The sequence below is a fragment of the Ruegeria sp. HKCCD7251 genome (assembly GCF_013031165.1).
Taxonomy (GTDB): Bacteria; Pseudomonadota; Alphaproteobacteria; order Rhodobacterales; family Rhodobacteraceae; genus Ruegeria.
Window position 1 is genome coordinate 112,552 of the sequence record NZ_WPZC01000011.1, and the last position, 22,781, is coordinate 135,332.

Below are 22,781 nucleotides of genomic sequence, written 5' to 3' on the forward strand. Positions count from 1 at the left end.
CTTTATGAGCGATAGTGACGGCAAAAAGACATTGGGTCTTCGTGGCGGGGCACGCCCCGGAAATGTGAAACAGAGTTTCAGCCACGGACGCACCAAGAATGTCGTGGTGGAAACCAAACGCAAACGCGTGGTGGTCCCCAAGCCGGGTGCCGGAAAGCCGGGTGGCGGTGCAACGCCCTCGGGTGATCCGTCGCGCCGTCCTGCCGGGATTTCCGACGCGGAAATGGCACGCCGGATGAAGGCGCTGCAAGCTGCCAAGGCGCGTGAGGCTGAAGAAGCCGCCGCTCGCGAAGCGCAGGAAAAGGCGCGTGAAGAAGAACGCGCCCGCCGCCGTGCCGAACAGGAGGCCAAGGAACGCGAACAGCGCGAGGCCGAAGAACGTGCCCGCGCCAAGGCCGAGGAAGAAGAGCGCAAGCGCAAAGAGGCGGAAGAAGCCGCAAAGCGCGCTGCTGCCGCCCCCGCGCCCGAAGAACCCAAAGCCGCGCGCAGCCCGGCCAGCAAGCCTGCGCCTGCTGCCGCTCCGCGCAAGCAAGACCGCGAACGCGAACAGCGCGGTCGTGGCAAGGGCCGTGACGATAACCGCCGCTCGGGCAAGCTGACACTGGGTCAGGCCACCGGCGGCGAAGGCAACCGTCAACGCTCGATGGCGTCGATGAAGCGCAAGCAGGAGCGCGCGCGTCAGAAAGCCATGGGTGCCCCGGTCGAGCGGGAAAAGGTGATCCGCGACGTACAGTTGCCCGAGGCGATCATGGTTTCGGAATTGGCCAACCGTATGGCCGAGCGTGTGGCGGATGTAGTCAAATCGCTGATGCAGATGGGCATGATGGTCACGCAGAACCAGACCATCGACGCCGATACTGCCGAGCTGATCATCGAAGAATTTGGCCATAAGGTCACCCGTGTCTCTGATTCGGATGTTGAAGACGTCATCAAAGAGGTCGAAGACAGCGATGACGAACTGCAGCCGCGTCCGCCGGTCATCACCATCATGGGTCACGTTGACCACGGCAAAACCTCGCTGTTGGACGCGATCCGTGACGCACGCGTTGTGGCGGGTGAGGCCGGGGGCATCACCCAGCACATCGGCGCCTATCAAGTGAAAACCGATGGCGGCACCACGCTAACCTTCCTGGATACGCCGGGCCACGCGGCCTTTACCTCGATGCGTTCGCGCGGGGCTCAGGTCACGGATATCGTGGTTCTGGTGGTCGCTGCCGACGACGCGGTGATGCCGCAGACCATCGAGGCGATCAACCACGCCAAGGCCGCCGAAGTGCCGATGATCGTGGCGATCAACAAGATCGACAAGCCCGAAGCCAACCCCGACAAAGTGCGCACCGACCTGCTGCAGCATGAGGTGATCGTCGAGAAGATGTCGGGTGAGGTTCAGGATGTTGAGGTCTCGGCCGTCACCGGTCAGGGCCTGGACGAACTGCTGGAAGCCATCGCGCTGCAGGCCGAGATTCTGGAATTGAAAGCCAACCCCGATCGCGCCGCCCAGGGTGCCGTGATCGAGGCGCAGTTGGACGTGGGCCGTGGCCCCGTCGCCACCGTTCTGGTTCAGAACGGCACGCTGCGTCAGGGTGATATCTTCGTTGTGGGTGAGCAATACGGTAAGGTCCGTGCGCTGATCAACGACAAGGGCGACCGCGTGAAAGAGGCCGGCCCCTCGGTTCCGGTCGAGGTTCTGGGCCTGAATGGTACGCCCGAAGCTGGTGACGTTCTGAACGTGACCGAGACCGAAGCGCAAGCGCGTGAGATCGCGGAATACCGTGAGCAAGCCGCCAAGGACAAACGCGCCGCCGCTGGTGCTGCGACCACCCTTGAGCAACTGATGCAGAAGGCGAAAGAAGACGAGAACGTGGCCGAGTTGCCGATCCTCGTCAAAGCTGACGTGCAGGGTTCTGCCGAGGCCATCGTTCAGGCGATGGAGAAAATCGGCAACGACGAAGTCCGCGTGCGCGTTCTGCACTCGGGCGTGGGTGCGATCACCGAAACGGATATCGGCCTGGCCGAAGCCTCGGGTGCCCCTGTCATGGGCTTCAACGTCCGTGCCAACGCATCAGCGCGGAACACCGCGAACCAGAAGGGTGTCGAGATTCGCTATTACTCGGTGATCTATGACCTGGTGGACGACGTGAAAGCCGCCGCATCGGGCCTGCTGAGCGCCGAGATCCGCGAGAAGTTCATCGGCTACGCCGAGATCCGCGAAGTCTTCAAGGTCACCGGTGTCGGCAAGGTTGCCGGCTGTCTGGTCACCGAAGGTGTGGCGCGTCGTTCGGCAGGCGTGCGCCTGCTGCGCGACAACGTGGTGATCCACGAAGGCACGCTGAAAACGCTGAAGCGCTTCAAGGACGAAGTGGCCGAGGTTCAGTCGGGTCAGGAATGCGGTATGGCGTTCGAAAACTACGACGATATCCGCGCCGGCGACGTGATCGAAATCTTCGAGCGCGAAGAGGTCACGCGGACGCTGGATTGATCCGAGTGCTATGAGAAAAATAAAAGCGGTCCCATTGGGCCGCTTTTTTTTGGCATTTGTTAAATTTCAATGACTACTATGCGGGGCAAACGGGCATTTATGGGATGTCAAATGTGCCTCTCGAATGAGGAACTAAAGCCTTTTCCTCGAGTACCTTTCGTTCAATTCCTCAACACTCGCCGAATTGCGCAAATACTCTTCCGAATATCCTAGTCGCGTACCAACCTCGATTACCGCTTCAACGAGCTGAGAGTTCGGTTCCCGTATCTGGGCGGGTAACTTACGATGGACCGAATCCACTGCTCTGGCATTTAGGTCATACTGTGCTTTCGAAACGAGTTGGTCCAGAAGGACAGTCACGGTTGGGTGCTGGCCCTCGTACAACTCTTCAAATCGAAAAACACCGACAAAGCCTTCCCGTTCGTGCTGCTCAATCATAAACTCGTTCAATTCCAACCAGTGGAACAAGTTGCGTTCAAACGGTGTAAACCCCTCTGCCACCGCAGCGAACTTCGAATACTTAACTCGTGGGTCGTCCACATGAATCATGGCGATTCTTTCCCAACGCCTTCCGGCACGGATTTCGGGGTTGAACAAGCCATGCGTTGTGAGTGATGCGGCAACATGGAACGGATTCCTTACCAAATGCGCAAATCTTAACCGGCTTGAAAACCTCTTAGAAAAATATGGTAACCAAGCATAGCACGGCCAGCCGACATCGAGATAACGCGTTCCTTGTGTGATCATATCTTCGATTTCAATAAGCTTACGCTGCAAAGGAACGTGGGAACCGAGGACCTGAGCGAACTTTCCGGGGCGCCGATAAACTCTCCTTGAAAAATATTCTGAACCAAGACCCTCATGTTCAACCTTAGCATCTGGATGTGCTCTTCCAGCAATCGCCGCAATATTTTCTGTTGATGTCCGGCCGGTCGACAGGATGAAGCTGCAAGTTGTCATGAAAATGCCTGCTCCTTTACTTTAGTTTATCAACTTTTTGTTAAAGGCAATCTTTAGGCATGCAAACATAGTTGTCGATGCACCAAAACTAAAAATGGTAGGCGAAAAAACTTCTGCTCGTCTAAAAAGTTGGCGACTTGGCAAGCGATAGGAAGACCGTTTAGGGCTCGAACCAGACGTTCCTGGCGTCGCAGAAAATGCCTTTGGCTATTTTATCGCCGCCAAAAACGTCCCCGGATGCATGACGATGTCGAAATGATGCACCCCATTTTGCAGGTCAAAACTCACCGAGTGCCCGGCCTTTCGCAAAAGTTCTGCGTAGTGTCGACTTTGGCGGATGAATTCGGGGGTGTCGCGCTCACCTACGGTCACGCGATAGCGCGGGCCAGGGGCCGGAAGGCGCCGGATGGGCGACAGGTCGTGGACCTCGACCGGGGTTAGTTGCAGCGGGTCGTTGACGGGTGTCAGGCTGATCGGCTCCAGATCATAAACCCCGCTGATCAAGATCACGTCGCGCACGCGCAGTCCTGCGCGCGCCAGAGCGTCGGCGGACGTTGCCATGACCATGCTGGCCAGATGCGCCCCGGCGCTGTGGCCGGACAGTGTCACGCGGGAAGGGTCGTATCCCAAGCGGGCGGCGTTCGCGGCCAGCCAGAGTATGGCAGCGCGGCATTCCTCGATCATGTCGCCGATCCGCGCGTTCGGGGCCAGCGTATAGTTCAGGGTCGCAAAGGACTGCTCAGCCTCGATCAGGGCCGGGGCCATCATCGCGGATTCGCGCTGGCTGATCGCTTGCCAATAGCCGCCGTGGATAAACACGTGCAGCGGTGCGCCAGTGCCTTTTGCCGGAAAGAAATCCAGAACCTGCGACGGGCTGTCGCCGTAAGCGAGGTTCTCGTGGCATTCCATCTGCGCCCGATGCTGCGCGCTGAGTGCAGCCCAACTGTCGACATAGGGTGTCAGGTCGCCACCGATCATCGAACGGGGTGAATATTCCTGATCCAGTTCTTCCTGTGTGAAACCCCGGTACAGCATCACTTACTCCTGCTCGGCGTACATCAGTTCGGTACGTACATCGTAGAGATCATGGAAAAACCGCAAATCCAAGGCCTTGCGTAGAAAGGACACACCGCTGGAGCCACCAGTGCCGGGTTGGTTGCCGATTACGCGCTCAACTGCGGTGACATGGTCAAAACGCCAGCGTTGAAACAGGGATTCCACATCCATCAGCTTTTCGGCCAGCGCATAGAGATCCCAATATGTGTTCGTGTCGCGGAAGACCTGCACCCACAGCTTCACGATGCGCGAGTCACCGGAGTATGGCTGCGCATAGTCGCGGTTCAGCAAGTCGTCCGGCACATCGAACCCTTGCCGTGCCATCATGTGAAGGACTTCGTCATAGAGCGACGGTTTGGTCAGGGCGGCGGATAGCATTTCCATCACTTCGGGGTCATGAGCGTGCACTTTAAGGGTCGCGGCGTCCTTGTTGCCCAGAATAAACTCGATCTGACGGTAACCATAGCTTTGGAAGCCGGACGAGCTGCCCAAGGCCTGCCGAAAAGTCATGTAATCGGCCGGGGTCATAGTCAGAAGCGTTTCCCACGACGCGATCAACTGTCGCTGGATGGCTTTTACCCGGTCAAGGTTCTTCATCGCGGGGCCAAATTCGTCCTGCTGCAGAAACCTTCGTACCTCGACCAGTTGGTGATGCATCAGTTTCAGCCACAATTCACTGACCTGATGGATGATGATGAATAGCATCTCATCGGGCTGGGCTGGATCCTGAAAGGTCTTTTGCAGGTTCAGCAGGGTCTTGAGCTGCAGGAAATCCCCGTAACTCTTGCGGTGGGTTTCCGCGAAATCGGTGACCAGAGAGTCCTCGATCCCGCGTTCCAGATACCTGTCATTGTCGCTCATGTGCTCCTCCAACCTCCGGGTTCGCCCTATGTTTAGGGTCAAATTTCGTGCGGTGCCAGAGCGTCAGGTCCAGTCCAGCACCACCTTGCCGGATTGCCCGGATTTCATGGCGGCAAACCCTTGGGCAAAGTCGTCGACCTTGAACCGATGCGTGATGACCCGGCTGACGTCCAATCCGTTCTGCAGCATGGCGATCATCTTGTACCATGTCTCGAACATCTCGCGGCCATAGACACCCTTGATGGTGATGGCCTTGAACACGATGCGTGACCAGTCCACAGGCGACTTGCCGGGCGGTATCCCCAGCAGAGCGATTTTGCCGCCCATCACCAGTGCCTCGACCATCTGATCCAGCGCGGCTTGCGAGCCTGACATTTCCAGGCCCACATCAAACCCCTGCGTCATGCCAAGGTCTGAAATGACGTCCTGTAGGTCCTCGTGGGAAACATCGACTGTTCGCACGGTGGGAACCACATGTTCCGCCAGTTTCAGGCGGTCGGGGTTGATGTCGGTGATCACTACGTGTCGCGCACCGGCATGGCGGGCGACAGCGGCCGCCATGATCCCGATTGGCCCTGCGCCGGTGATCAGAACATCCTCGCCCAACAAATCAAAGCTGAGCGCGGTGTGAACAGCGTTTCCCAGCGGGTCGAGAATGGCCCCGATTTCGTCTGGCACGTCGTCAGGCAGAGGGACCACGTTGAAGGCAGGCAGCTTAAGATACTGCGCAAAGGCCCCCTGCTCATTCACACCGATACCGCGCGTGCCGGGGTCCAGATGGAACTTTCCGGCGCGGCTTTGTCGGCTGTCATTGGTGATCAGATGGCCCTCGCCCGAGCATCTTTGACCAACCTCAAGCCCAGCCACATTGCGCCCGATCTCGACGATCTCGCCGGCGAATTCGTGGCCGGTGATCATGGGCACTGGAACGGTTGCTGCGGCCCATTCGTCCCAGTTCCAGATGTGAATGTCTGTACCACAGATGCCCGTCTTGTTGACGCGGATCAGAACCTCGTCCGGGCCGATCTCGGGGACCGGGGCTTGCACCATCCAAAGACCTTCTTCAGGTTTGGATTTCTCAAGCGCTTTCATGGTGTTGGGGTGCATCATATCACTCCCAGTTCGCTGCCAACCTTGCCAAAGGCGGCCAGCGCGCGGTCCAACTCGTCACGGGTCAGCGCGGCGTTCATCTGGGTTCTGATCCGGGCCTGTCCGCGTGGGACGACCGGGAAGAAAAAGCCCGAGACATAGACGCCCTCATCAAATAGTCGCGCGGCCATATCCTGTGCCAGCGTCGCTTCGCCCAGCATCACCGGGATGATCGGGTGTTCACCGGGCAGGAGGTCAAACCCCAGTTTTTCCAGACCGGCCCGCCAATAGTTCGCGTTTTCGAACAGCCGGGCGCGCAGGTCTGCACCGTCGTTGACAAGGCGAATTGCCTCTAGCCCAGCGGCCACAATGGATGGAGGCAGCGAATTTGAGAACAGATAGGGCCGCGCCCGCTGCCGCAGGAGGTCGATCACCGGCTGCGGCCCGGCGATATAACCGCCGATTGCCCCCCCAAGTGCCTTGCCCAAGGTTCCTGTCAGAATATCCACGTCGACGCCGAAATGATCCGGCGTACCCGCCCCGTTTGGCCCCATGAACCCGGTCGCGTGGCAATCGTCGACCATGACGATGGCGTCGTACTTGTTGGCCAGCTCGCGGATTTTCGGCAGGTTGGCCAGATAACCATCCATCGAGAAAACACCGTCCGTGGCAATCATGATATGCCGCGCCCCATCCGCGCGCGCCTGTTTCAGCCAGGCCTCAAGATCGTTCATGTCGTTGTTCATGTACCGATAGCGTTTCGCCTTACACAGGCGCACCCCGTCGATGATTGAGGCATGGTTCAGACTGTCCGAGATAATCGCGTCCTCCGGGCCCAGAAGGGGTTCAAACAACCCGCCATTTGCGTCGAAACAAGCGGCAAACAGGATCGCATCATCCTTGTTCAGGAACTGTGCCAGCTTCTGCTCCAATTCGCGGTGAATATCCTGCGTGCCACAGATAAACCGGACCGAGGCCATGCCGAACCCTTTGGGCTCCATCGCGCCTTTGGCCGCGTCGATCAATGCCGGGTGATCGGCCAGCCCCAGATAATTGTTGGCACACAGGTTGATGACCTGCTTGCCACCTACCGTGATCTCTCCGCCCTGAGGCGAAGTGATCATGCGCTCGCGTTTATACAGACCTTCCGCTTCGATCTGCGCGAGGGTGTCCGTGATATGGGACAGGAACGTGTCAGCCATGGCGATCTCCTTGCTTTGAGTCGCGTATCTAACATAGCGGATGAAATTCCCAAATAGGGGATTGGCATAATGACGGAAAAATTTCCGTGAAGGCGGATTTTTGCCAGTTCAGGCGTTTTTGACGATCAGAAAAACTCTGGCGGTACTTTCGGCGGTGATCGAATGGGCAACATCCGCGGCATATCGCGCCGTGTCACCCTGTTTCAGATCGCGGGTGGCGGACCCGGATGTGATGCGAACCGCGCCTTCCAGCACTGTCAGTTGTTCGCGCGCGCCCCGCGCGTGGGGCTGGCTGGTCAGCCCGCCATCTTGCTCAAAGTAGATATCATAGACCTCGTGGCCGCCTGCTTCTTCGGGCGGAGAGAGGATGCGAATACGGCAGTTCTGGCCCATATTGTCGATGCTGGGCACCTCTGCGCTGCGCAGAACTTCGATTTGATCGGCGTTGTCGGATTCCTCCAATAAACCTGCAAAATCTACCTGAAGGGCCCGGGTCAAATTCCACAGGGTCGATATTGTTGGGCTGCTCTCGCCCCGTTCGATCTGACTGACCATGGACCGGGACACACCGCTGAGATTGGCGACCGCTTCGAGGGACAGGCCCTTGGCGCGGCGCGCTTCTTTCAGGCGTTTGGGCAGTCGTGTCAGGATATCGTCTGATTTTTCCGTCATGGCGGAATCTGATGCGCTTTTCAGGATGGCTTGTCAATTCTGCTTGTGACGGTACGTCCTATGGGACAGCCTTGTGCTGCAGATGCATAGTGGCGCCAATTCCAAGAGGAGAAGACACATGAAAGATATCGTCATTCTGGATGGGGCCCGTACCGCTGTTGGGACGTTCGGCGGAGCATTGTCCTCGACCGCGCCAATTGATCTGGCAACTGTTGTGACCGAAGCCGCGATGGAGAAGTCGGGCGTTGAGGGCGGCCAAATCGGTAACGTGGTTTTCGGCCATGTGATCAACACTGAACCGCGCGATATGTATCTGTCTCGTGCGGCGGCGAAACAGGCAGGTATCCCGGTTGAAACTCCGGCGATGAACGTGAACCGTCTGTGTGGTTCGGGTGCTCAGGCGATTGTGTCGGCGGTGCAGTCGCTGATGCTGGGCGATGCCGAATTCGCGGTTGCTGGTGGTGCCGAGAGCATGTCGCGCAGCCCCTACATCGTTCCGCAGGCACGTTGGGGCGCGAAAATGGGCGACGTTACATCGCTGGACATGATGCTGGGTGCGCTGAACTGCCCGTTTGGTACTGGCCACATGGGTGTGACAGCCGAGAACGTCGCGGACGAGCATCAGGTTACACGCGAACAGATGGATGCGTTTGCCCTGACCAGCCAGACCCGCGCCGCTGCTGCGATTGAGGCTGGGTATTTCCAAAGCCAGATCACACCGGTTCAGGTCAAGGTCAAGCGCGATATGGTGGACTTCATGGTCGATGAGCATCCCAAGGCGACCTCGATCGAGGCGCTGGCCGGGTTGCGTCCGGCGTTCAAGAAGGACGGCCGTGTGACGGCAGGCAATGCCTCGGGTATCAATGACGGTGCAGCCGCGATGGTTCTGGCGACGGCGGAGGCGGCTGAGAAAGCCGGTCTGAAGCCGAAAGCGCGTATTCTGGGCTATGGCCACGCGGGTGTGCGGCCCGAAGTGATGGGCATCGGTCCGGTGCCTGCGGTGCAGAACCTGCTGGCGCGCACTGGCTTGACGGTCGAGGATTTCGACGTGATCGAAAGCAACGAAGCCTTTGCGTCCCAGGCAATTGCCGTCAACAACGAACTGGGGCTGGATACTGCCAAGGTTAACCCGAACGGCGGCGCGATTGCATTGGGTCACCCTGTCGGGGCGACCGGTGCGATCATCACGCTGAAAGCGCTGTACGAACTGGAGCGGATCGGTGGGTCCAAAGGTCTGGTGACGATGTGCATCGGCGGTGGTCAGGGAATCGCCATTGCCTTTGAACTGCTCTGATTTGAGACGTTGTTGGGGGGGCTGTCTGCCCCCCATCGCGCCTTTGGGCGCGATTCCCCCCGAGGATATTTTGGGCCAGATGAAGGGGCAGATCGGTTTTAGCTGAGCGCCGCAACGATCAAAACGAGAACTGCGCCTGCGGCTGCACCGATGGTCGCCGGGAGCGCCATTGACCAAAAGCGGGTGTTTCGTGGTTCGTCCTTCTGGGTTTGTGCGATCAGCGCGTTTTCCACCAGGGCGGGCAGGCGAGGGCCAAAGCGGGCCAGAACCATGGCCGTTTTTCCGAAATCGCGCAGGGCCGCGCGCGGGCCGATGGATTGCTTGATGTAGTCCTCGACCACGGGGCGGGCGACTTCCCAGATGTTGACTTGTGGGTCCAGCGAGCGCGCGACACCTTCGACCACCACCATTGTGCGCTGCAACAGGATCAATTCGGTGCGGGTTTCCATGCCGAACCGTTCGGTGACTTCGAACAGGTAATTCAGCAGGCGGCCCATCGAAATATGGGTGGCGTCCATGCCAAAGATGGGCTCTCCTACCGCGCGCAGGGCGCGTGCGAATTCGTCGACATCCCTGTCGGCAGGGACGTAGCCCGCTTCGAAATGGACCTCGGCCACGCGTTTGTAGTCGCGACGGATGAAGCCGAAGAGGATCTCGGCATAGACCCGACGAGTGTATTCGTCGATATGGCCCATGATGCCGTAGTCATAGGCAATGATATCACCATTGGCGGCGACCTTGAGGTTGCCCTGATGCATATCGGCGTGAAAAAAACCGTCGCGCAGAGCGTGCAGCAGGAACAGACGCAATACGCGCTCGCCCAGATCGCGGCGGTTATGATTGGCCGCATCCAGCGCGTCATTGTCGCCCAAGGGGATGCCGTCTGCCCAGCTGAGGGTCATCACCCGCCGCGCGGACAGGGACCAGACCACAGGCGGCAGCCAAAACCCGGCATCGTCCTTGGTGTTGGCTGCGTATTCCGAAGCGGCGGCGCTTTCGAGACGTAGATCAAGTTCACCTCGCACGACGCCGTCGAAGTGTTCGATCACTTCCATCGGTCTCAGGCGACGCGCGCCGGGGGCAAACAGTTGCACGATGCGTGCCGCGAAATAGAAGGCGTCGACGTCCTTGCGGAAGGCACGCTCGATCCCGGGGCGTAGGACTTTGACGGCGACATCTTCGCCTGTGCTGGTCAGCTTTGCCTTGTGGACCTGGGCGATGGATGCGGCAGCGATGGGTTCGCTGAATTCGTCGAATATATTCGAAACGGGTTGTCCCAATTCCTTTTCGACTTCGGCCATGGCCTCGGCTTTGGGAAAGGGGGGCAGTTTGTCCTGCAGGACGCGCAGTTGTGCGGCCAATTCGTTGCCGACGACATCGGGGCGGGTCGAGAGAACCTGGCCAAATTTGATGTATGCCGGACCCAGCGCCGTGAGCGCGCGGGTGGCCGGGGGCATCGACGGATCGCCCTTATACCCGAGCCACTGGAATGGTTTGCCCAATGTATGCGCAAGGAGGCGCAAAGCTTTTGGCGCCTCGAATGCGTCAAGCACCACGTTCATCGCGCCGGTGCGTTCGAATGTAGCGCCTGTGCGGATCAGGCGGATAATGTTGTGGGGACCGCGCATCAGATTTTCCAGCCGGAGTGTAGCGCGGCGATACCCATGCTCAGGTTGCGGTATTTCGCGTTCTCGAACCCTGCGGCGCGGACCATGCCCAGAAAGGTTTCCTGATCGGGGAAGTTGCGGATGGATTCCACCAGGTACTGATAGCTGTCGTAATCGTTGGCGATCAGCTTGCCCATGCGCGGGATGACGTTGAAACTGTAGAGATCATACAGTTTTTGCAGCCCGTCATTGGGCAGCTGGCTGAATTCCAGAACCATCAGGCGGCCACCGGGTTTCAGCACGCGGTAGGCTTCGTTCAGCGCCTCTTGCGGGCGGGTCACGTTACGGATGCCGAACGAAATCGTGTAGACGTCGAACGTGTTGTCTTCGAACGGCAGGGACATGGCGTCGCCAACCACCCAATTCAGGCTGTCGGCCATCTGATCGGCTTCGGCGCGCTGTCGGCCTTCGACCAGCATCGGCTCGGTCAGGTCCAGAACGGTGGCGTGGCCGTGGCCCGCACGTTTGAGGAAGCGGAAGGAAATGTCTCCGGTCCCGCCTGCCACGTCCAGAAGGCGCTGACCGGGGCGCGGGGCCAGCCAATCCATCATCGCGTCTTTCCAGACCCGGTGGATTCCCATCGACATGACATCGTTCATCACGTCATATTTCGAGGCGACCGAGTTAAACACGCCCTGCACGCGCCCGGCCTTTTCAGCCTCGCGCACGGTTTCGAATCCGAAATGTGTGGTCTTGTCGTTGGTGTCGGACATTTGCCTTGCCGTTTGTCGAATTTCGCCTCTGTTATAGGGCCATTGGTATCGGGCACAATGCGGCCCTTTGGAATAGGAGCCAAGTAATGCCCGAATTGCCCGAGGTCGAGACAGTAAAACGCGGTTTGGCCCCGGCGATGGAGGGTGTCGTTATCGAACGCGCCGATGTGAACCGCCCCGATCTGCGTTGGCCTTTTCCCGAACGGATGGCCGAACGGTTGACCGGGCAGCGGGTGGATGGGCTGCGAAGACGTTCGAAATACATCCTGGCGGATCTTAGCAGCGGTGAGACCTTGCTGATTCATCTGGGCATGTCCGGCCGGATGATGGTGTCGGGCGATCCGCTGGGGCAGTTCGTGCATGATCATCCGATGCCGGAAAAGCACGACCACGTGGTATTTCACATGGCAAATGGCGCGCGGATTACCTTCAACGACCCGCGCAGATTCGGTGCGATGGACTTGCTGCCCACGGCCACCGCTGAAGAACACAAGTTGCTGTCTGTTCTTGGACCCGAGCCGTTGGGCAATGACTTTCATGAACAACACCTGATCGACGCATTCAAAGGCCGGAACACTCCTGTCAAATCCGCGCTGCTGGATCAGGGAATCGTTGCCGGATTGGGAAATATCTACGTTTGTGAGGCGCTTTATCGCGCCAGAGTGTCCCCACGTCGAAAAGCTGGTCAAATTTCTGCGCAGCGTGTCGGTGCCATGGTTCCCATCATTCGTCAGGTGCTTCGGGACGCGATTGATGCGGGTGGTTCATCGCTGCGTGATTTCCGCCAAGCCGATGGAGAACTTGGATATTTTCAGCACAGCTTTGATGTCTATGGCCGCGAGGGTGGCCCCTGCCGCACCGAAGGATGCGATGCTGCCATAAAAAGAATCACCCAGTCCGGTCGCTCATCCTTCTATTGCACGCAATGCCAAAGATAACTTGATCCAAGGTTTTTGCGTGATAATGAATCGTTACTGAACGGAACAACCGGAAGCTTACACCTCATGGCTTTTGAGACGATCATCGTCGAAATCGAAGACCACGTCGCCCTTATCAAGCTTGATAGACCAGATGCTCTGAATGCACTGAACTCGCAGTTGACGCAGGAATTGTGCACAGCGCTGGAAGAGGCGGATCAAAACGACAAGGTGCGCTGCATCATCATCACCGGCTCGGAAAAGGCTTTTGCCGCCGGCGCGGACATCAAAGAGATGTCCGAGATGGGTTTTGTCGATGTCTACACCAGAAACCTGTTCGGTGATGTGAATGACCGGATAACGGCCATACGCAAACCGATCATCGCCGCAGTCGCAGGTTACGCGCTGGGCGGTGGATGCGAATTGGCGATGATGTGCGATTTCATAATCGCCGCAGATTCGGCCAAGTTCGGTCAACCGGAAATCAATCTCGGAGTCATCGCGGGTCTGGGTGGCACGCAGCGTCTGACCCGGTTTGTCGGCAAGTCCAAATCAATGGACATGAATCTGACCGGGCGTTTCATGGATGCCGAAGAAGCAGAACGGGCGGGCTTGGTCAGCCGGGTTGTCCCTGCAAAGAAACTGTTGGATGAGGCGACGGCCGCAGCCCAGAAGATAGCCGAAAAATCTCAGTTGAGCGCAATAGCCGCGAAAGAGGCTGTGAATCGCAGCTATGAATTGCCGCTGAACGAGGGGATGTTGTTTGAACGTCGGGTGTTCCATTCGATGTTTGCAAGCGAAGATCAAAAAGAAGGCATGGCTGCCTTTCTTGAAAAGCGCGCGGCCCAGTTCCGCGATAAGTAAACGACCTTTCAGACCGGATCAGGCGGGTACATGCCCGCCTTTTTCAAACCTGCCTTGCAGCAATAAGAATCTGCTTGGCAAACCCTTCCAACTTGGATAGTAAGCGCCGCTATACATGCGCGTGCGGCCCGCTTTGGCCCGACTCACACTCGTGATTTCTGATCCGGTGCGGATTACCCGTGGCGCGCAATTCATAGAACCGTACCGTACAAAGGTCAGAGACACATGGCTAACTCGCCCCAGGCAAAAAAACGCGCTCGTCAGAACGAGAAGCGTTTCGCAATCAACAAAGCACGTCGTTCGCGCATCCGCACCTACCTGCGCAAGGTCGAAGAAGCGATCGCATCCGGCGACAAGGACGCAGCAACCGCCGCTCTGCGCGCGGCCCAGCCCGAGCTGATGCGCGGCGTCACCAAAGGCGTTTTCCACAAGAACACCGCAGCGCGTAAAATGTCGCGCCTGTCCTCGCGCGTGAAGGCGCTGGGCTGAGTCTTTCGCTGACCCCAGGTCACGTAAGAAAGGCTGAACTATTTTGAAGGGCGTCGCGCATCGCGGCGCCCTTTTTGCTGTTGCCAGAATACCGCGCTTCACCAAGCCAAGAGATTCTTTCGCGCTCAGAGGCGAGTCAATATCAGAGTTTCGTTGCCGGGGACCTCGCCATCTTGTTACCACTGATTCAGCGATTCACTCGCTTGGGGGGACAGGCTGTTCCAGGGATCAAACTGACGGGCATCAGGGCGACCGGGGACGAATGTTGGCAACCGGGACTGCTGGTTTGCTGATCTGCTTTGGGACCTGATGCATTCAGGCTTCCTAGCCCTGTCTAAAAAAAAGAAGATTGAGACACGCAACCCGGTTTCCGGGGCGGTTCCGTTATTTGGAATGCCTTTGTGCCAGGTAGTGTCGACATTCAAAAACAAGGCGTCAGGCTATTTCAGTTTGGCGGATGTGTACCCTTTTGCGTGTGAGTGCGCGTACCGGGCGACCGGGACTTAGTAATAAGGCCGACAGGCCAATAAAGAATGGGATGCGTGAGGCGCTTAATGACACAAGAAAAATGGGGACTACTGCGTAACAAACTGCTCAAGGCTATTGGAAAAAATAACTACACCACCTGGATCGAACCTCTGGAGTTCCAAGAGGTTCAGGATGGGGTAGCTGTATTTTCGGTGCCTACGAATTTTATGGGCAATTACGTCAGCCAAAATTTTGCAGATCTCATCTTGTATGAGTTGAATACGTCAGGTGAGCCCGTTCAACGCCTTGCGTTCAGGGTCGCGGCAAATTCACCGACGCGCCCGTCTGTCGAGGCAGAGTCGGCGCAAGCACCAGCGCCAGAGGCCGCTGTGCCCCATTTGACCGAAGTAGCAAATGATGCGTTGGAATCCTTGCAGGCCGCGCCTCTGGATGCCCGTTTCACATTTCACACTTTTGTGGTTGGTAAGCCCAACGAACTGGCCCATGCCGCTGCGCGCCGTGTTTCCGAAGGTGGCCCCGTGACCTTCAATCCGCTGGTTCTGTACGGTGGAGTTGGTCTGGGTAAAACGCACCTGATGCACGCTATTGCATGGGAACTGAAAACCAAACGGCCCGATCTGAACGTGCTTTACCTGTCAGCGGAACAGTTCATGTATCGGTTTGTGCAGGCTCTGCGCGAACGCCGCATGATGGATTTCAAACACCTGTTCCGTTCGGTCGATGTGCTGATGGTAGACGACGTGCAATTCATCGCAGGTAAGGACTCCACGCAGGAAGAATTCTTTCACACGTTCAATGCGCTGGTGGATCAGAACAAACAGATCATCATCTCGGCCGACCGCGCACCGGGTGAGATCAAGGATCTGGAAGACCGTGTGAAATCGCGCCTGCAATGTGGTCTTGTCGTGGATTTGCACCCGACTGACTATGAACTGCGTCTGGGTATTCTTCAGAACAAGGTGCAACAGTACAGCAGCACCTATCCTGACCTGACAATTGCAGACGGCGTGCTGGAGTTTCTGGCCCATCGCATCTCGACCAATGTTCGTGTGCTGGAAGGCGCGCTGACCCGTCTGTTCGCCTTTGCCTCGCTGGTGGGGCGCGAGATAGACATGGAACTGACGCAGGACTGTCTGGCCGACGTGCTGCGCGCATCCGAGCGCAAGATTACCGTCGAAGAGATTCAGCGCAAGGTTTCAGAATACTACAACATCCGCCTTTCCGACATCATCGGCCCCAAGCGCCTGCGGTCTTATGCGCGTCCGCGTCAGGTGGCGATGTATCTGTGCAAGCAACTCACCAGCCGGTCCTTGCCCGAGATCGGGCGTCGTTTCGGCGGGCGTGATCACACAACGGTCATGCACGGTGTCAAACGTATTGAAGAGCTGAAAACGACCGACGGCCAGATCGCCGAAGACGTCGAGATGCTGCGCCGGTCACTGGAAGCCTGATTTCCAGCCTCAGTTATTTAAAACCGCCCCGGACCCTTTGGCCCGGGGTGTTTTTTGTGGGCTTTAACCCACGGTTGGGTGGGAACTGTGCCCGCTTGGTCACGCCCCTCTTGACGCTTTGGTCAATCCGACTCAGAAATCCTTAAAAAATCCTTGTGCCTCAGGGTGGAACCGCTAACGTGCCAGTCCCGCCCAAATCGGCACGCAAGTCAAAGGAATTGAGGGTATGAAGATCAGCATCGAACGCGGCACCCTTCTTAAGGCCGTCTCGCAGGCCCAATCCGTTGTGGAACGTCGCAACACCATTCCAATACTTGCCAACGTGCTGATCGAAGCCGAAGGCGATGTGGCCATGTTCCGTGCCACCGATCTGGATATCGAAGTGGTTGATAAGGCGCCCGCACAGGTCGAAAAAGCCGGTGCGACCACCGTAGCGGCGACGACTTTGCACGAAATCGTGCGGAAGCTGCCGGATGGGGCTTTGGTGACGCTGACTGCCGACAGTGCTTCGGGTCGTCTAACGGTTGAGGCCGGGCGCTCGAACTTTTCGCTGGCGACCCTGCCGAAAGAGGATTTCCCGGTGATGGCGTCCTCGGAGTATCAGTCGAACTTTACGGCCTCGGCGGCGCTGTTGCGGCGTTTGTTTGACAAGTCGAAATTTGCGATCTCGACCGAAGAGACGCGCTATTACCTGAATGGCGTTTATATGCATGTGGCCGATGGATCCGAGGGCGGTAAGGTGCTGCGCTGTGTGGCCACAGACGGGCACCGTCTGGCGCGGATTGATGCGGATCTGCCTGATGGGGCGGCTGATATGCCGGGCGTGATCGTACCGCGCAAGACCGTGGGTGAGCTGCGCAAGCTGCTGGACGATGATGAGATGGATATCGCTGTGTCTGTCAGTGAAACCAAGGTGCGCTTTGCGACGCCTGATATCACACTGACTTCGAAAGTGATCGACGGCACCTTCCCCGACTACACTCGTGTGATCCCGCAGGGCAATACGCGCCAGTTGGAAGTGGATGCCGCCGAATTCGCGCAAGCCGTGGATCGTGTGGCGACCGTATCGTCCGAACGCTCGCGAGCGGTGAAGTTGCAGCTGGATGCCGATAAGCTGGTTCTGTCGGTCAATGCCCCTGACAGCGGTGCCGCCGAGGAAGAGCTGGCTGTGGCTTATGGCGACGAGCGGCTTGAGATTGGATTCAATGCGAAATACCTGCTCGAGATTGCTTCTCAGGTGGATCGCGAGAATGCTGTGTTTCTGTTTAACTCGGCCGGTGATCCGACCTTGATGCGCGAAGGCAATGATCAGAGCGCGGTTTACGTCGTCATGCCGATGCGCGTCTGATCGCGCTGGCGCGCGATGCCTCCGGCGGAAGTATTTTTGAACAGAAGAAGGGTGGGGTCATGGGATTGGCCCTGACCGAACTGACGGTCTCGCATTTTCGGTCGCATAAGCTGGCGCGGCTGGCTTTGGATGGGCGGCCGGTAGCGCTGCATGGACCAAACGGGGCCGGTAAGACTAATATTCTGGAGGCGGTGTCGTTGTTCTCGCCCGGACGTGGGATGCGGCGGGCGAGTGCGGCTGAGATGACGCGGCGGCCCGAGGCGCTGGGCTGGAAGCTGTCTGGTGTGTTGCAGGCGCAGGGGCAAAGCTATGAGATCGAGACGTGGTCTGAGGGTGGCGCAGCACGGCAGGTTCGGATTGATGACAAAACGGCCAGTCAGATTGATTTGGGCAAGCTGGCGCGGGTGGTCTGGTTAATCCCTTCAATGGACCGGTTGTGGATCGAAGGGGCCGAGGGGCGGCGGCGGTTTCTGGATCGCATCGCCTTGAGCTTTGATCCGACCCACGCTGAGGCGTCCCTGACTTATGAGAAATCCATGCGCGAAAGGAACCGCCTGCTGAAAGAGCAAGTGCGTGATGCCCATTGGTATGTAGCGCTTGAGGGGCAGATGGCCGAGACCGGATACCGTATCCACGCAGCGCGACTGTCGGCGTTGGATTGTTTGCGCGCGGCGCAGGAGCGGGCGGAAACTGCCTTCCCATCGGCTGATCTGGAGCTAGTGCAAACCGAAGGTGCGATGCCCGAAACGGCAGACGATCTGCGCGAGGCGCTGGCCAAAAGCCGGTTCCGCGATTTGGCTGCAGGGCGGACATTGGTGGGGCCGCATCGGTCTGACGTGTATGGGGTTTTTGCGGCCAAGGGTGTTCCCGCCAGGGATTGTTCAACCGGAGAGCAGAAGGCGCTGTTGGTGTCGTTGATCCTGTCGAACGCACGTGCGCTGGCTGAGACAGTGGGTGCGCCGCCGATCGTATTGCTGGATGAGGTTGCGGCACATCTGGATGCCGAGCGGCGGGCCGCGCTGTATGATGAGATTTGCGCGCTGGGGGCTCAGGCCTGGATGACGGGTACCGGGCCTGAGCTGTTTGCGGAGTTGGGGGACCGGGCCCAAACGCTTGTTGTTACCGAAAGCGATGAGGGCTCAGTCGTGACGGCTTAGGCCGGCTCGCTGACTTTACGCTCCCACAAGAAGCCGCGCATCACCTCATCAACGGGTGTTTGGGCCATGTGGTTGACGTAGTTCGACATGGTTTTCTGTGCCAGGCCCAGCACCACATCCAGAACGGCTCGGTGTGAATAACCGGCGTCAAAGAACGCCTGAAGCTGTGCATCGGACGGGTTGCCACGGGTTTCCATCATTTGCAACGTGAAGGTCCGCAGGGCCTCAAGCTTGGCCGACGGGAGCGGAGTTTCATTGCGCAGGGCCTCGGTGATTTCGTCCGAGACCTTCATCATCTTGGCGATGCCGGTATGGGCAGGCACACAATAGTGGCATTCGTTTTCCACGTTGATTGTCTGCCAGACAACGGTCTTCTCGTCATTGTCAAAGTCGGTTTGCAGGAACAAATGGTGCAGAATCTGATAGCCTTCCAGATGCTGCGGGCTTTCAGCCATCACTTTATGTAGGCCGGGCAGTCGGCCAAACGCGGCCTGAGACTTTTCCAGCAGCGGTTTGGACCCTTCAGGGGCGGTTTCAAGGTCATGAGAGGGGAAGTTTGCCATGTCAAAACTCCTGTTTCTGGCGCTGTGAGTCGTATTTAGGCTTTATTGAGCGATCACTCAAGTATATATTTGAGTAAATGCTCAAGAATTGGTGAACCCGATGCCTCGCAAACCTTCATACGACCGCGATGCGCTGATCGCGCAGGCCAGGGATATTTTTTGGCGTCAGGGGTGGGCTGGAACGTCGCTCAAGGATCTTGAACGCGAACTGAATCTGAAACCTGGCAGTTTCTATGCGGCCTTCGGATCCAAGGATGCGCTGTATGCTCTGGCGTTGGAGCGGTACGCGCAGGATGGCGTGTCGCGATTGACGACCATGGCGGATGAGGTTGGGCCATTACAGGCGTTAAAAACGCAGCCGCAGATCGTGATAAGCGCCAAGGAAATGCCAGCGCGTGCTTGTATGCTGGCCAAGACATTCGCTGAACTACAGGCCAAAGAGCACGGTTTGGCGGACAAGGCAGGCGCTCATCTGGAGGAGATGAAAGAGTGTTTCGCCACCCTTTTCCGACGCGCGCAGGCGGCCGGAGAAATTGGCGCACATCATGACCCGGATCGGTTGGCCGCACGGTATCAATCGGATCTTTTGGGTCTGCGGTTGTCAGCCGAGCGTGACGATGTGAATGCGATGGAATTGGCGTCGGATATTGCGGCCGATCTAGATCGGCTGTGATCTGCTGAAAAAGACACTGACCGACACAAAATCTGGTGGGATCGCGTGACATTCCCCACCAGAAAACGTATAAGTTACCAAAATAATATAGGTACTAACCGAATGTCCGAAGACGCACAGGCACCACAGGAATATGGCGCTGATTCTATTAAGGTTCTCAAAGGCTTAGAGGCTGTTCGCAAACGTCCCGGTATGTATATTGGTGACACTGACGATGGGTCGGGCCTGCACCACATGGTGTACGAGGTTGTGGACAACGGAATTGATGAGGCGCTGGCCGGGCACGCCGACCATGTGACGGTCAAAATCCATGCCGATTCCAGTGTTTCGGTCAGCGATAACGGCCGTGGGATTCCCGTGGATATTCACCCCGAAGAAGGTGTATCCGCCGCTGAAGTCATCATGACCCAACTGCATGCGGGCGGGAAGTTTGACAGCAACTCGTACAAGGTGTCAGGCGGCCTGCACGGTGTGGGTGTCTCGGTTGTGAATGCGTTGTCCGATTGGCTGGAGCTGCGCATCTGGCGCAACGGCAAGGAACACGTGGCGCGCTTTGAAGGTGGCGAAACAGCGGAACATCTGAAGGTCGTGGGCGAATGTGGGGATCGCACCGGAACCGAGGTGCGGTTTTTGGCCTCGACCAGTACGTTCTCGAACCTCGAATATTCGTTTGAAACGCTAGAAAAGCGCCTGCGTGAGCTGGCCTTTTTGAACTCGGGCGTGCGGATCATCCTGATCGACGAGCGCCCCGCCGAACGGTTGGAGACCGAGCTGTTCTATGAGGGTGGCGTCAAGGAATTCGTCAAGTACCTCGACCGGTCGAAGACCCCCGCGATGCCCGAGCCGATTTATATCAAGGGTGAGCGTGACGACATTGGGGTCGAAATCGCGATGTGGTGGAATGACAGTTATCATGAGACCGTTCTGCCCTTTACCAACAACATCCCGCAGCGCGACGGCGGCACGCACGTGGCCGGTTTCCGAGGCGCTCTGACCCGGACGATCAACAACTATGCGCAGTCCAGCGGGATCGCGAAGAAGGAAAAGGTCAGCTTCACCGGTGATGACGCGCGCGAAGGTTTGACCTGTGTGTTGTCGGTCAAGGTACCCGATCCGAAATTCTCCTCCCAGACCAAGGACAAGCTGGTGTCGTCCGAGGTGCGCCCGGCGGTCGAAGGCTTGATGAACGAAAAACTGGCCGAGTGGTTCGAGGAGAATCCGAATGAGGCCAAGGGCATTGTCGGTAAGATCATCGAGGCTGCTCTGGCGCGCGAGGCGGCCCGCAAGGCGCGCGAACTGACCCGCCGCAAAACGGCGATGGATGTGAACTATCTGGCTGGGAAGCTGAAGGACTGTTCCGAGAAAGACCCGTCCAAGACCGAAGTTTTCCTGGTGGAGGGTGACTCGGCGGGTGGTTCCGCCCAGACGGGTCGGGACCGGTTGACTCAGGCCGTTCTGCCCCTGCGTGGGAAAATTCTGAACGTCGAACGTGCGCGGTTTGACCGGATGCTCTCGTCGCAGGAAATCGGCAATCTGGTGATGGCGCTGGGCACTGGCATTGGCCGCGATGAGTTCAACATCGAAAAGCTGCGCTACCACAAGATCGTCATCATGACCGACGCGGATGTGGATGGCGCGCATATTCGGACCCTGCTGCTGACCTTCTTCTACCGTCAGATGCCGGAGCTGATCGAAGGTGGATACCTCTATATCGCGCAACCGCCGCTTTATAAGGTTTCGCGTGGTAAATCAGAAGTTTACCTGAAGGATCAGGCGGCTCTGGACGACTACCTAATCAATCAAGGCGTTGAGGGCGCGGTGCTGAAACTGGGCTCGGGTGAGGAGATCATCGGGCAGGACCTGACCCGCGTCGTAGACGAAGCGCGCCAGTTGAAACGTGTGCTGGACGCCTTCCCAACGCATTACCCGCGTCACATCCTGGAACAGGCCGCGGTCGCCGGAGCATTTGTTCCGGGTGCGGTGGATGCCGACCTGCAAGGTGTGGCCGACAAGGTGGCCGCCCGTCTGGACCTGATCGCGCTGGAATACGAACGCGGTTGGCAAGGCCGGATTACACAGGATCATGGCATCCGTCTGGCCCGCATCCTGCGGGGCGTCGAAGAAGTGCGCACGCTGGACGGCCCCATGCTGCGCTCGGGCGAGGCGCGCAAGACGGGTAGTTTCACCCAAAGCCTGCAAGAGGTTTACAACACCCCGGCCACTCTGGTTCGCCGTTATCGGATGCAAGCCATCCACGGCCCGCTGGACCTGCTGCGCGCAATTCTGGAAGAGGGCGAAAAGGGTCTGTCCCTGCAACGCTACAAAGGACTGGGCGAGATGAACCCCGATCAGTTGTGGGAAACCACGCTGGACCCGGATGCCCGTACCCTTTTGCAGGTGCGGGTCGATGACATGGTCGAAGCAGACGACCTGTTCACCAAACTGATGGGTGACGTGGTCGAGCCTCGCCGCGAATTCATCCAACAAAACGCGTTGAGCGTCGAAAACCTGGATTTCTGAGATTGTGTAGGTGCGCGCAGCATTATGCGCGCACCACGTAATTTACCAAGCGGACTTCACCGCTGCTTTCGTTTGACCGAAATAATGCAGCCGGCATGTTTTGGATGCCGTGCTGGAACATCGCGTGCCATTGCGTCCACGTTTCCGAGGTGCCGCAACGCCCCGTTGTTCAGCAAAACACCGCGCCCGGCATCATACCGGCGCTGTCCAAATCCGCTGGCTACGCATTCCCAGTCTTCCTTGGCCGCCGCGTTGCGGAACTTCGGTAGGTCGTGCGGGTCATGCCGTCCAGGTGTTGCTGCGACGTGGTCGTGTTT

The 22,781-nt window shown here is 58.1% G+C and carries 20 protein-coding genes; 10 read left to right on the top strand and 10 right to left on the bottom strand.

Translation table 11 applies throughout. The features are described from left to right. Positions 1–4 precede the first annotated feature (4 nt). Complete coding sequence (infB, locus tag GOX75_RS19475) at positions 5–2,479, top strand: translation initiation factor IF-2 (protein ID WP_171125960.1); 2,475 nt, start codon at positions 5–7, stop codon at positions 2,477–2,479. A gap of 132 nt (positions 2,480–2,611) precedes the next feature. Here infB and GOX75_RS19480 read toward each other — a convergent pair whose 3' ends face one another. The 6 genes from GOX75_RS19480 to GOX75_RS19505 form a co-directional block, all read right to left on the bottom strand. After that, complete coding sequence (locus GOX75_RS19480; protein WP_171125962.1) at positions 2,612–3,439, bottom strand: hypothetical protein; 828 nt, start codon at positions 3,437–3,439, stop codon at positions 2,612–2,614. A gap of 207 nt (positions 3,440–3,646) precedes the next feature. Beyond that, positions 3,647–4,474, bottom strand: coding sequence for an alpha/beta hydrolase (locus GOX75_RS19485; protein ID WP_171125964.1), 828 nt, complete (start codon positions 4,472–4,474; stop codon positions 3,647–3,649). 3 nt (positions 4,475–4,477) lie between these two features. Further along, entirely contained in the window at positions 4,478–5,356 is an 879-nt protein-coding gene (locus tag GOX75_RS19490) for a tryptophan 2,3-dioxygenase (RefSeq protein ID WP_171125966.1), read from the bottom strand. A 63-nt stretch (positions 5,357–5,419) separates the two neighbouring features. Next, positions 5,420–6,448, bottom strand: coding sequence for an L-threonine 3-dehydrogenase (gene tdh / locus GOX75_RS19495; RefSeq protein ID WP_171126006.1), 1,029 nt, complete (start codon positions 6,446–6,448; stop codon positions 5,420–5,422). A 14-nt stretch (positions 6,449–6,462) separates the two neighbouring features. Beyond that, positions 6,463–7,647, bottom strand: coding sequence for a glycine C-acetyltransferase (locus tag GOX75_RS19500; protein ID WP_171125967.1), 1,185 nt, complete (start codon positions 7,645–7,647; stop codon positions 6,463–6,465). A 108-nt stretch (positions 7,648–7,755) separates the two neighbouring features. After that, positions 7,756–8,319 carry a helix-turn-helix domain-containing protein gene (locus tag GOX75_RS19505; RefSeq protein WP_171125969.1) on the bottom strand — a complete coding sequence of 188 codons (564 nt, stop codon included), beginning with the start codon at positions 8,317–8,319 and terminating at the stop codon, positions 7,756–7,758. Between the two features lie 118 nt (positions 8,320–8,437). Between GOX75_RS19505 and GOX75_RS19510 the strand changes: the two genes are divergently transcribed. Beyond that, positions 8,438–9,613: an acetyl-CoA C-acyltransferase family protein gene (locus GOX75_RS19510; RefSeq protein ID WP_171125971.1), complete on the top strand. Its 1,176-nt coding sequence runs from the start codon at positions 8,438–8,440 to the stop codon at positions 9,611–9,613. Between the two features lie 98 nt (positions 9,614–9,711). Here GOX75_RS19510 and ubiB read toward each other — a convergent pair whose 3' ends face one another. Next, positions 9,712–11,241 carry a 2-polyprenylphenol 6-hydroxylase gene (gene ubiB, locus GOX75_RS19515; protein WP_171125973.1) on the bottom strand — a complete coding sequence of 510 codons (1,530 nt, stop codon included), beginning with the start codon at positions 11,239–11,241 and terminating at the stop codon, positions 9,712–9,714. Beyond that, positions 11,241–11,993, bottom strand: a complete 753-nt coding sequence (ubiE, locus tag GOX75_RS19520) for a bifunctional demethylmenaquinone methyltransferase/2-methoxy-6-polyprenyl-1,4-benzoquinol methylase UbiE (RefSeq protein WP_171125975.1) — start codon at positions 11,991–11,993, stop codon at positions 11,241–11,243. The genes ubiB and ubiE overlap by 1 nt, the downstream gene beginning before the upstream one ends. 86 nt (positions 11,994–12,079) lie before the next feature. On the opposite strand from ubiE, the gene mutM reads away from it, so the two are divergent. The 6 genes from mutM (at position 12,080) to recF (ending at position 18,708) form a co-directional block, all read left to right on the top strand. Further along, on the top strand, positions 12,080–12,931 hold the full coding sequence (gene mutM / locus GOX75_RS19525; RefSeq protein WP_171125977.1) for a bifunctional DNA-formamidopyrimidine glycosylase/DNA-(apurinic or apyrimidinic site) lyase: 852 nt from the start codon (positions 12,080–12,082) through the stop codon (positions 12,929–12,931). A gap of 66 nt (positions 12,932–12,997) precedes the next feature. After that, positions 12,998–13,774, top strand: a complete 777-nt coding sequence (locus tag GOX75_RS19530; RefSeq protein ID WP_171125979.1) for an enoyl-CoA hydratase — start codon at positions 12,998–13,000, stop codon at positions 13,772–13,774. Between the two features lie 225 nt (positions 13,775–13,999). Then, positions 14,000–14,263, top strand: a complete 264-nt coding sequence (rpsT, locus tag GOX75_RS19535) for a 30S ribosomal protein S20 (protein WP_152459792.1) — start codon at positions 14,000–14,002, stop codon at positions 14,261–14,263. A 554-nt stretch (positions 14,264–14,817) separates the two neighbouring features. Then, on the top strand, positions 14,818–16,203 hold the full coding sequence (dnaA, locus tag GOX75_RS19540; RefSeq protein WP_171125981.1) for a chromosomal replication initiator protein DnaA: 1,386 nt from the start codon (positions 14,818–14,820) through the stop codon (positions 16,201–16,203). A gap of 226 nt (positions 16,204–16,429) precedes the next feature. Then, a complete protein-coding gene (dnaN, locus tag GOX75_RS19545; RefSeq protein ID WP_171125983.1) occupies positions 16,430–17,551 on the top strand; it encodes a DNA polymerase III subunit beta in 1,122 nt (373 codons plus the stop codon). A gap of 59 nt (positions 17,552–17,610) precedes the next feature. After that, complete coding sequence (gene recF / locus GOX75_RS19550) at positions 17,611–18,708, top strand: DNA replication/repair protein RecF (protein WP_171125985.1); 1,098 nt, start codon at positions 17,611–17,613, stop codon at positions 18,706–18,708. Here the strand turns inward: recF and GOX75_RS19555 are convergent. Then, positions 18,705–19,271, bottom strand: a complete 567-nt coding sequence (locus GOX75_RS19555) for a carboxymuconolactone decarboxylase family protein (RefSeq protein WP_171125987.1) — start codon at positions 19,269–19,271, stop codon at positions 18,705–18,707. The genes recF and GOX75_RS19555 overlap by 4 nt on opposite strands. 100 nt (positions 19,272–19,371) lie before the next feature. Here GOX75_RS19555 and GOX75_RS19560 point away from each other — a divergent pair, with 100 nt between their 5' ends. Next, a complete protein-coding gene (locus GOX75_RS19560; protein ID WP_171125989.1) occupies positions 19,372–19,944 on the top strand; it encodes a TetR/AcrR family transcriptional regulator in 573 nt (190 codons plus the stop codon). A 102-nt stretch (positions 19,945–20,046) separates the two neighbouring features. Next, on the top strand, positions 20,047–22,464 hold the full coding sequence (gyrB, locus tag GOX75_RS19565) for a DNA topoisomerase (ATP-hydrolyzing) subunit B (RefSeq protein ID WP_171125990.1): 2,418 nt from the start codon (positions 20,047–20,049) through the stop codon (positions 22,462–22,464). 56 nt (positions 22,465–22,520) lie between these two features. Here gyrB and GOX75_RS19570 read toward each other — a convergent pair. Next, the coding region (locus tag GOX75_RS19570) for a hypothetical protein (protein ID WP_171125992.1) at positions 22,521–22,781 on the bottom strand (261 nt) is incomplete at its 5' end.

Coding starts and splice junctions, on each gene's coding strand:
- infB (WP_171125960.1), top strand. CDS start 5: ATGAGCGATAGTGACGGCAAAAAGACATTGGGTCTTCGTGGCGGGGCA.
- GOX75_RS19480 (WP_171125962.1), bottom strand. CDS start 3,439: ATGACAACTTGCAGCTTCATCCTGTCGACCGGCCGGACATCAACAGAA.
- GOX75_RS19485 (WP_171125964.1), bottom strand. CDS start 4,474: ATGCTGTACCGGGGTTTCACACAGGAAGAACTGGATCAGGAATATTCA.
- GOX75_RS19490 (WP_171125966.1), bottom strand. CDS start 5,356: ATGAGCGACAATGACAGGTATCTGGAACGCGGGATCGAGGACTCTCTG.
- tdh (WP_171126006.1), bottom strand. CDS start 6,448: ATGAAAGCGCTTGAGAAATCCAAACCTGAAGAAGGTCTTTGGATGGTG.
- GOX75_RS19500 (WP_171125967.1), bottom strand. CDS start 7,647: ATGGCTGACACGTTCCTGTCCCATATCACGGACACCCTCGCGCAGATC.
- GOX75_RS19505 (WP_171125969.1), bottom strand. CDS start 8,319: ATGACGGAAAAATCAGACGATATCCTGACACGACTGCCCAAACGCCTG.
- GOX75_RS19510 (WP_171125971.1), top strand. CDS start 8,438: ATGAAAGATATCGTCATTCTGGATGGGGCCCGTACCGCTGTTGGGACG.
- ubiB (WP_171125973.1), bottom strand. CDS start 11,241: ATGCGCGGTCCCCACAACATTATCCGCCTGATCCGCACAGGCGCTACA.
- ubiE (WP_171125975.1), bottom strand. CDS start 11,993: ATGTCCGACACCAACGACAAGACCACACATTTCGGATTCGAAACCGTG.
- mutM (WP_171125977.1), top strand. CDS start 12,080: ATGCCCGAATTGCCCGAGGTCGAGACAGTAAAACGCGGTTTGGCCCCG.
- GOX75_RS19530 (WP_171125979.1), top strand. CDS start 12,998: ATGGCTTTTGAGACGATCATCGTCGAAATCGAAGACCACGTCGCCCTT.
- rpsT (WP_152459792.1), top strand. CDS start 14,000: ATGGCTAACTCGCCCCAGGCAAAAAAACGCGCTCGTCAGAACGAGAAG.
- dnaA (WP_171125981.1), top strand. CDS start 14,818: ATGACACAAGAAAAATGGGGACTACTGCGTAACAAACTGCTCAAGGCT.
- dnaN (WP_171125983.1), top strand. CDS start 16,430: ATGAAGATCAGCATCGAACGCGGCACCCTTCTTAAGGCCGTCTCGCAG.
- recF (WP_171125985.1), top strand. CDS start 17,611: ATGGGATTGGCCCTGACCGAACTGACGGTCTCGCATTTTCGGTCGCAT.
- GOX75_RS19555 (WP_171125987.1), bottom strand. CDS start 19,271: ATGGCAAACTTCCCCTCTCATGACCTTGAAACCGCCCCTGAAGGGTCC.
- GOX75_RS19560 (WP_171125989.1), top strand. CDS start 19,372: ATGCCTCGCAAACCTTCATACGACCGCGATGCGCTGATCGCGCAGGCC.
- gyrB (WP_171125990.1), top strand. CDS start 20,047: ATGTCCGAAGACGCACAGGCACCACAGGAATATGGCGCTGATTCTATT.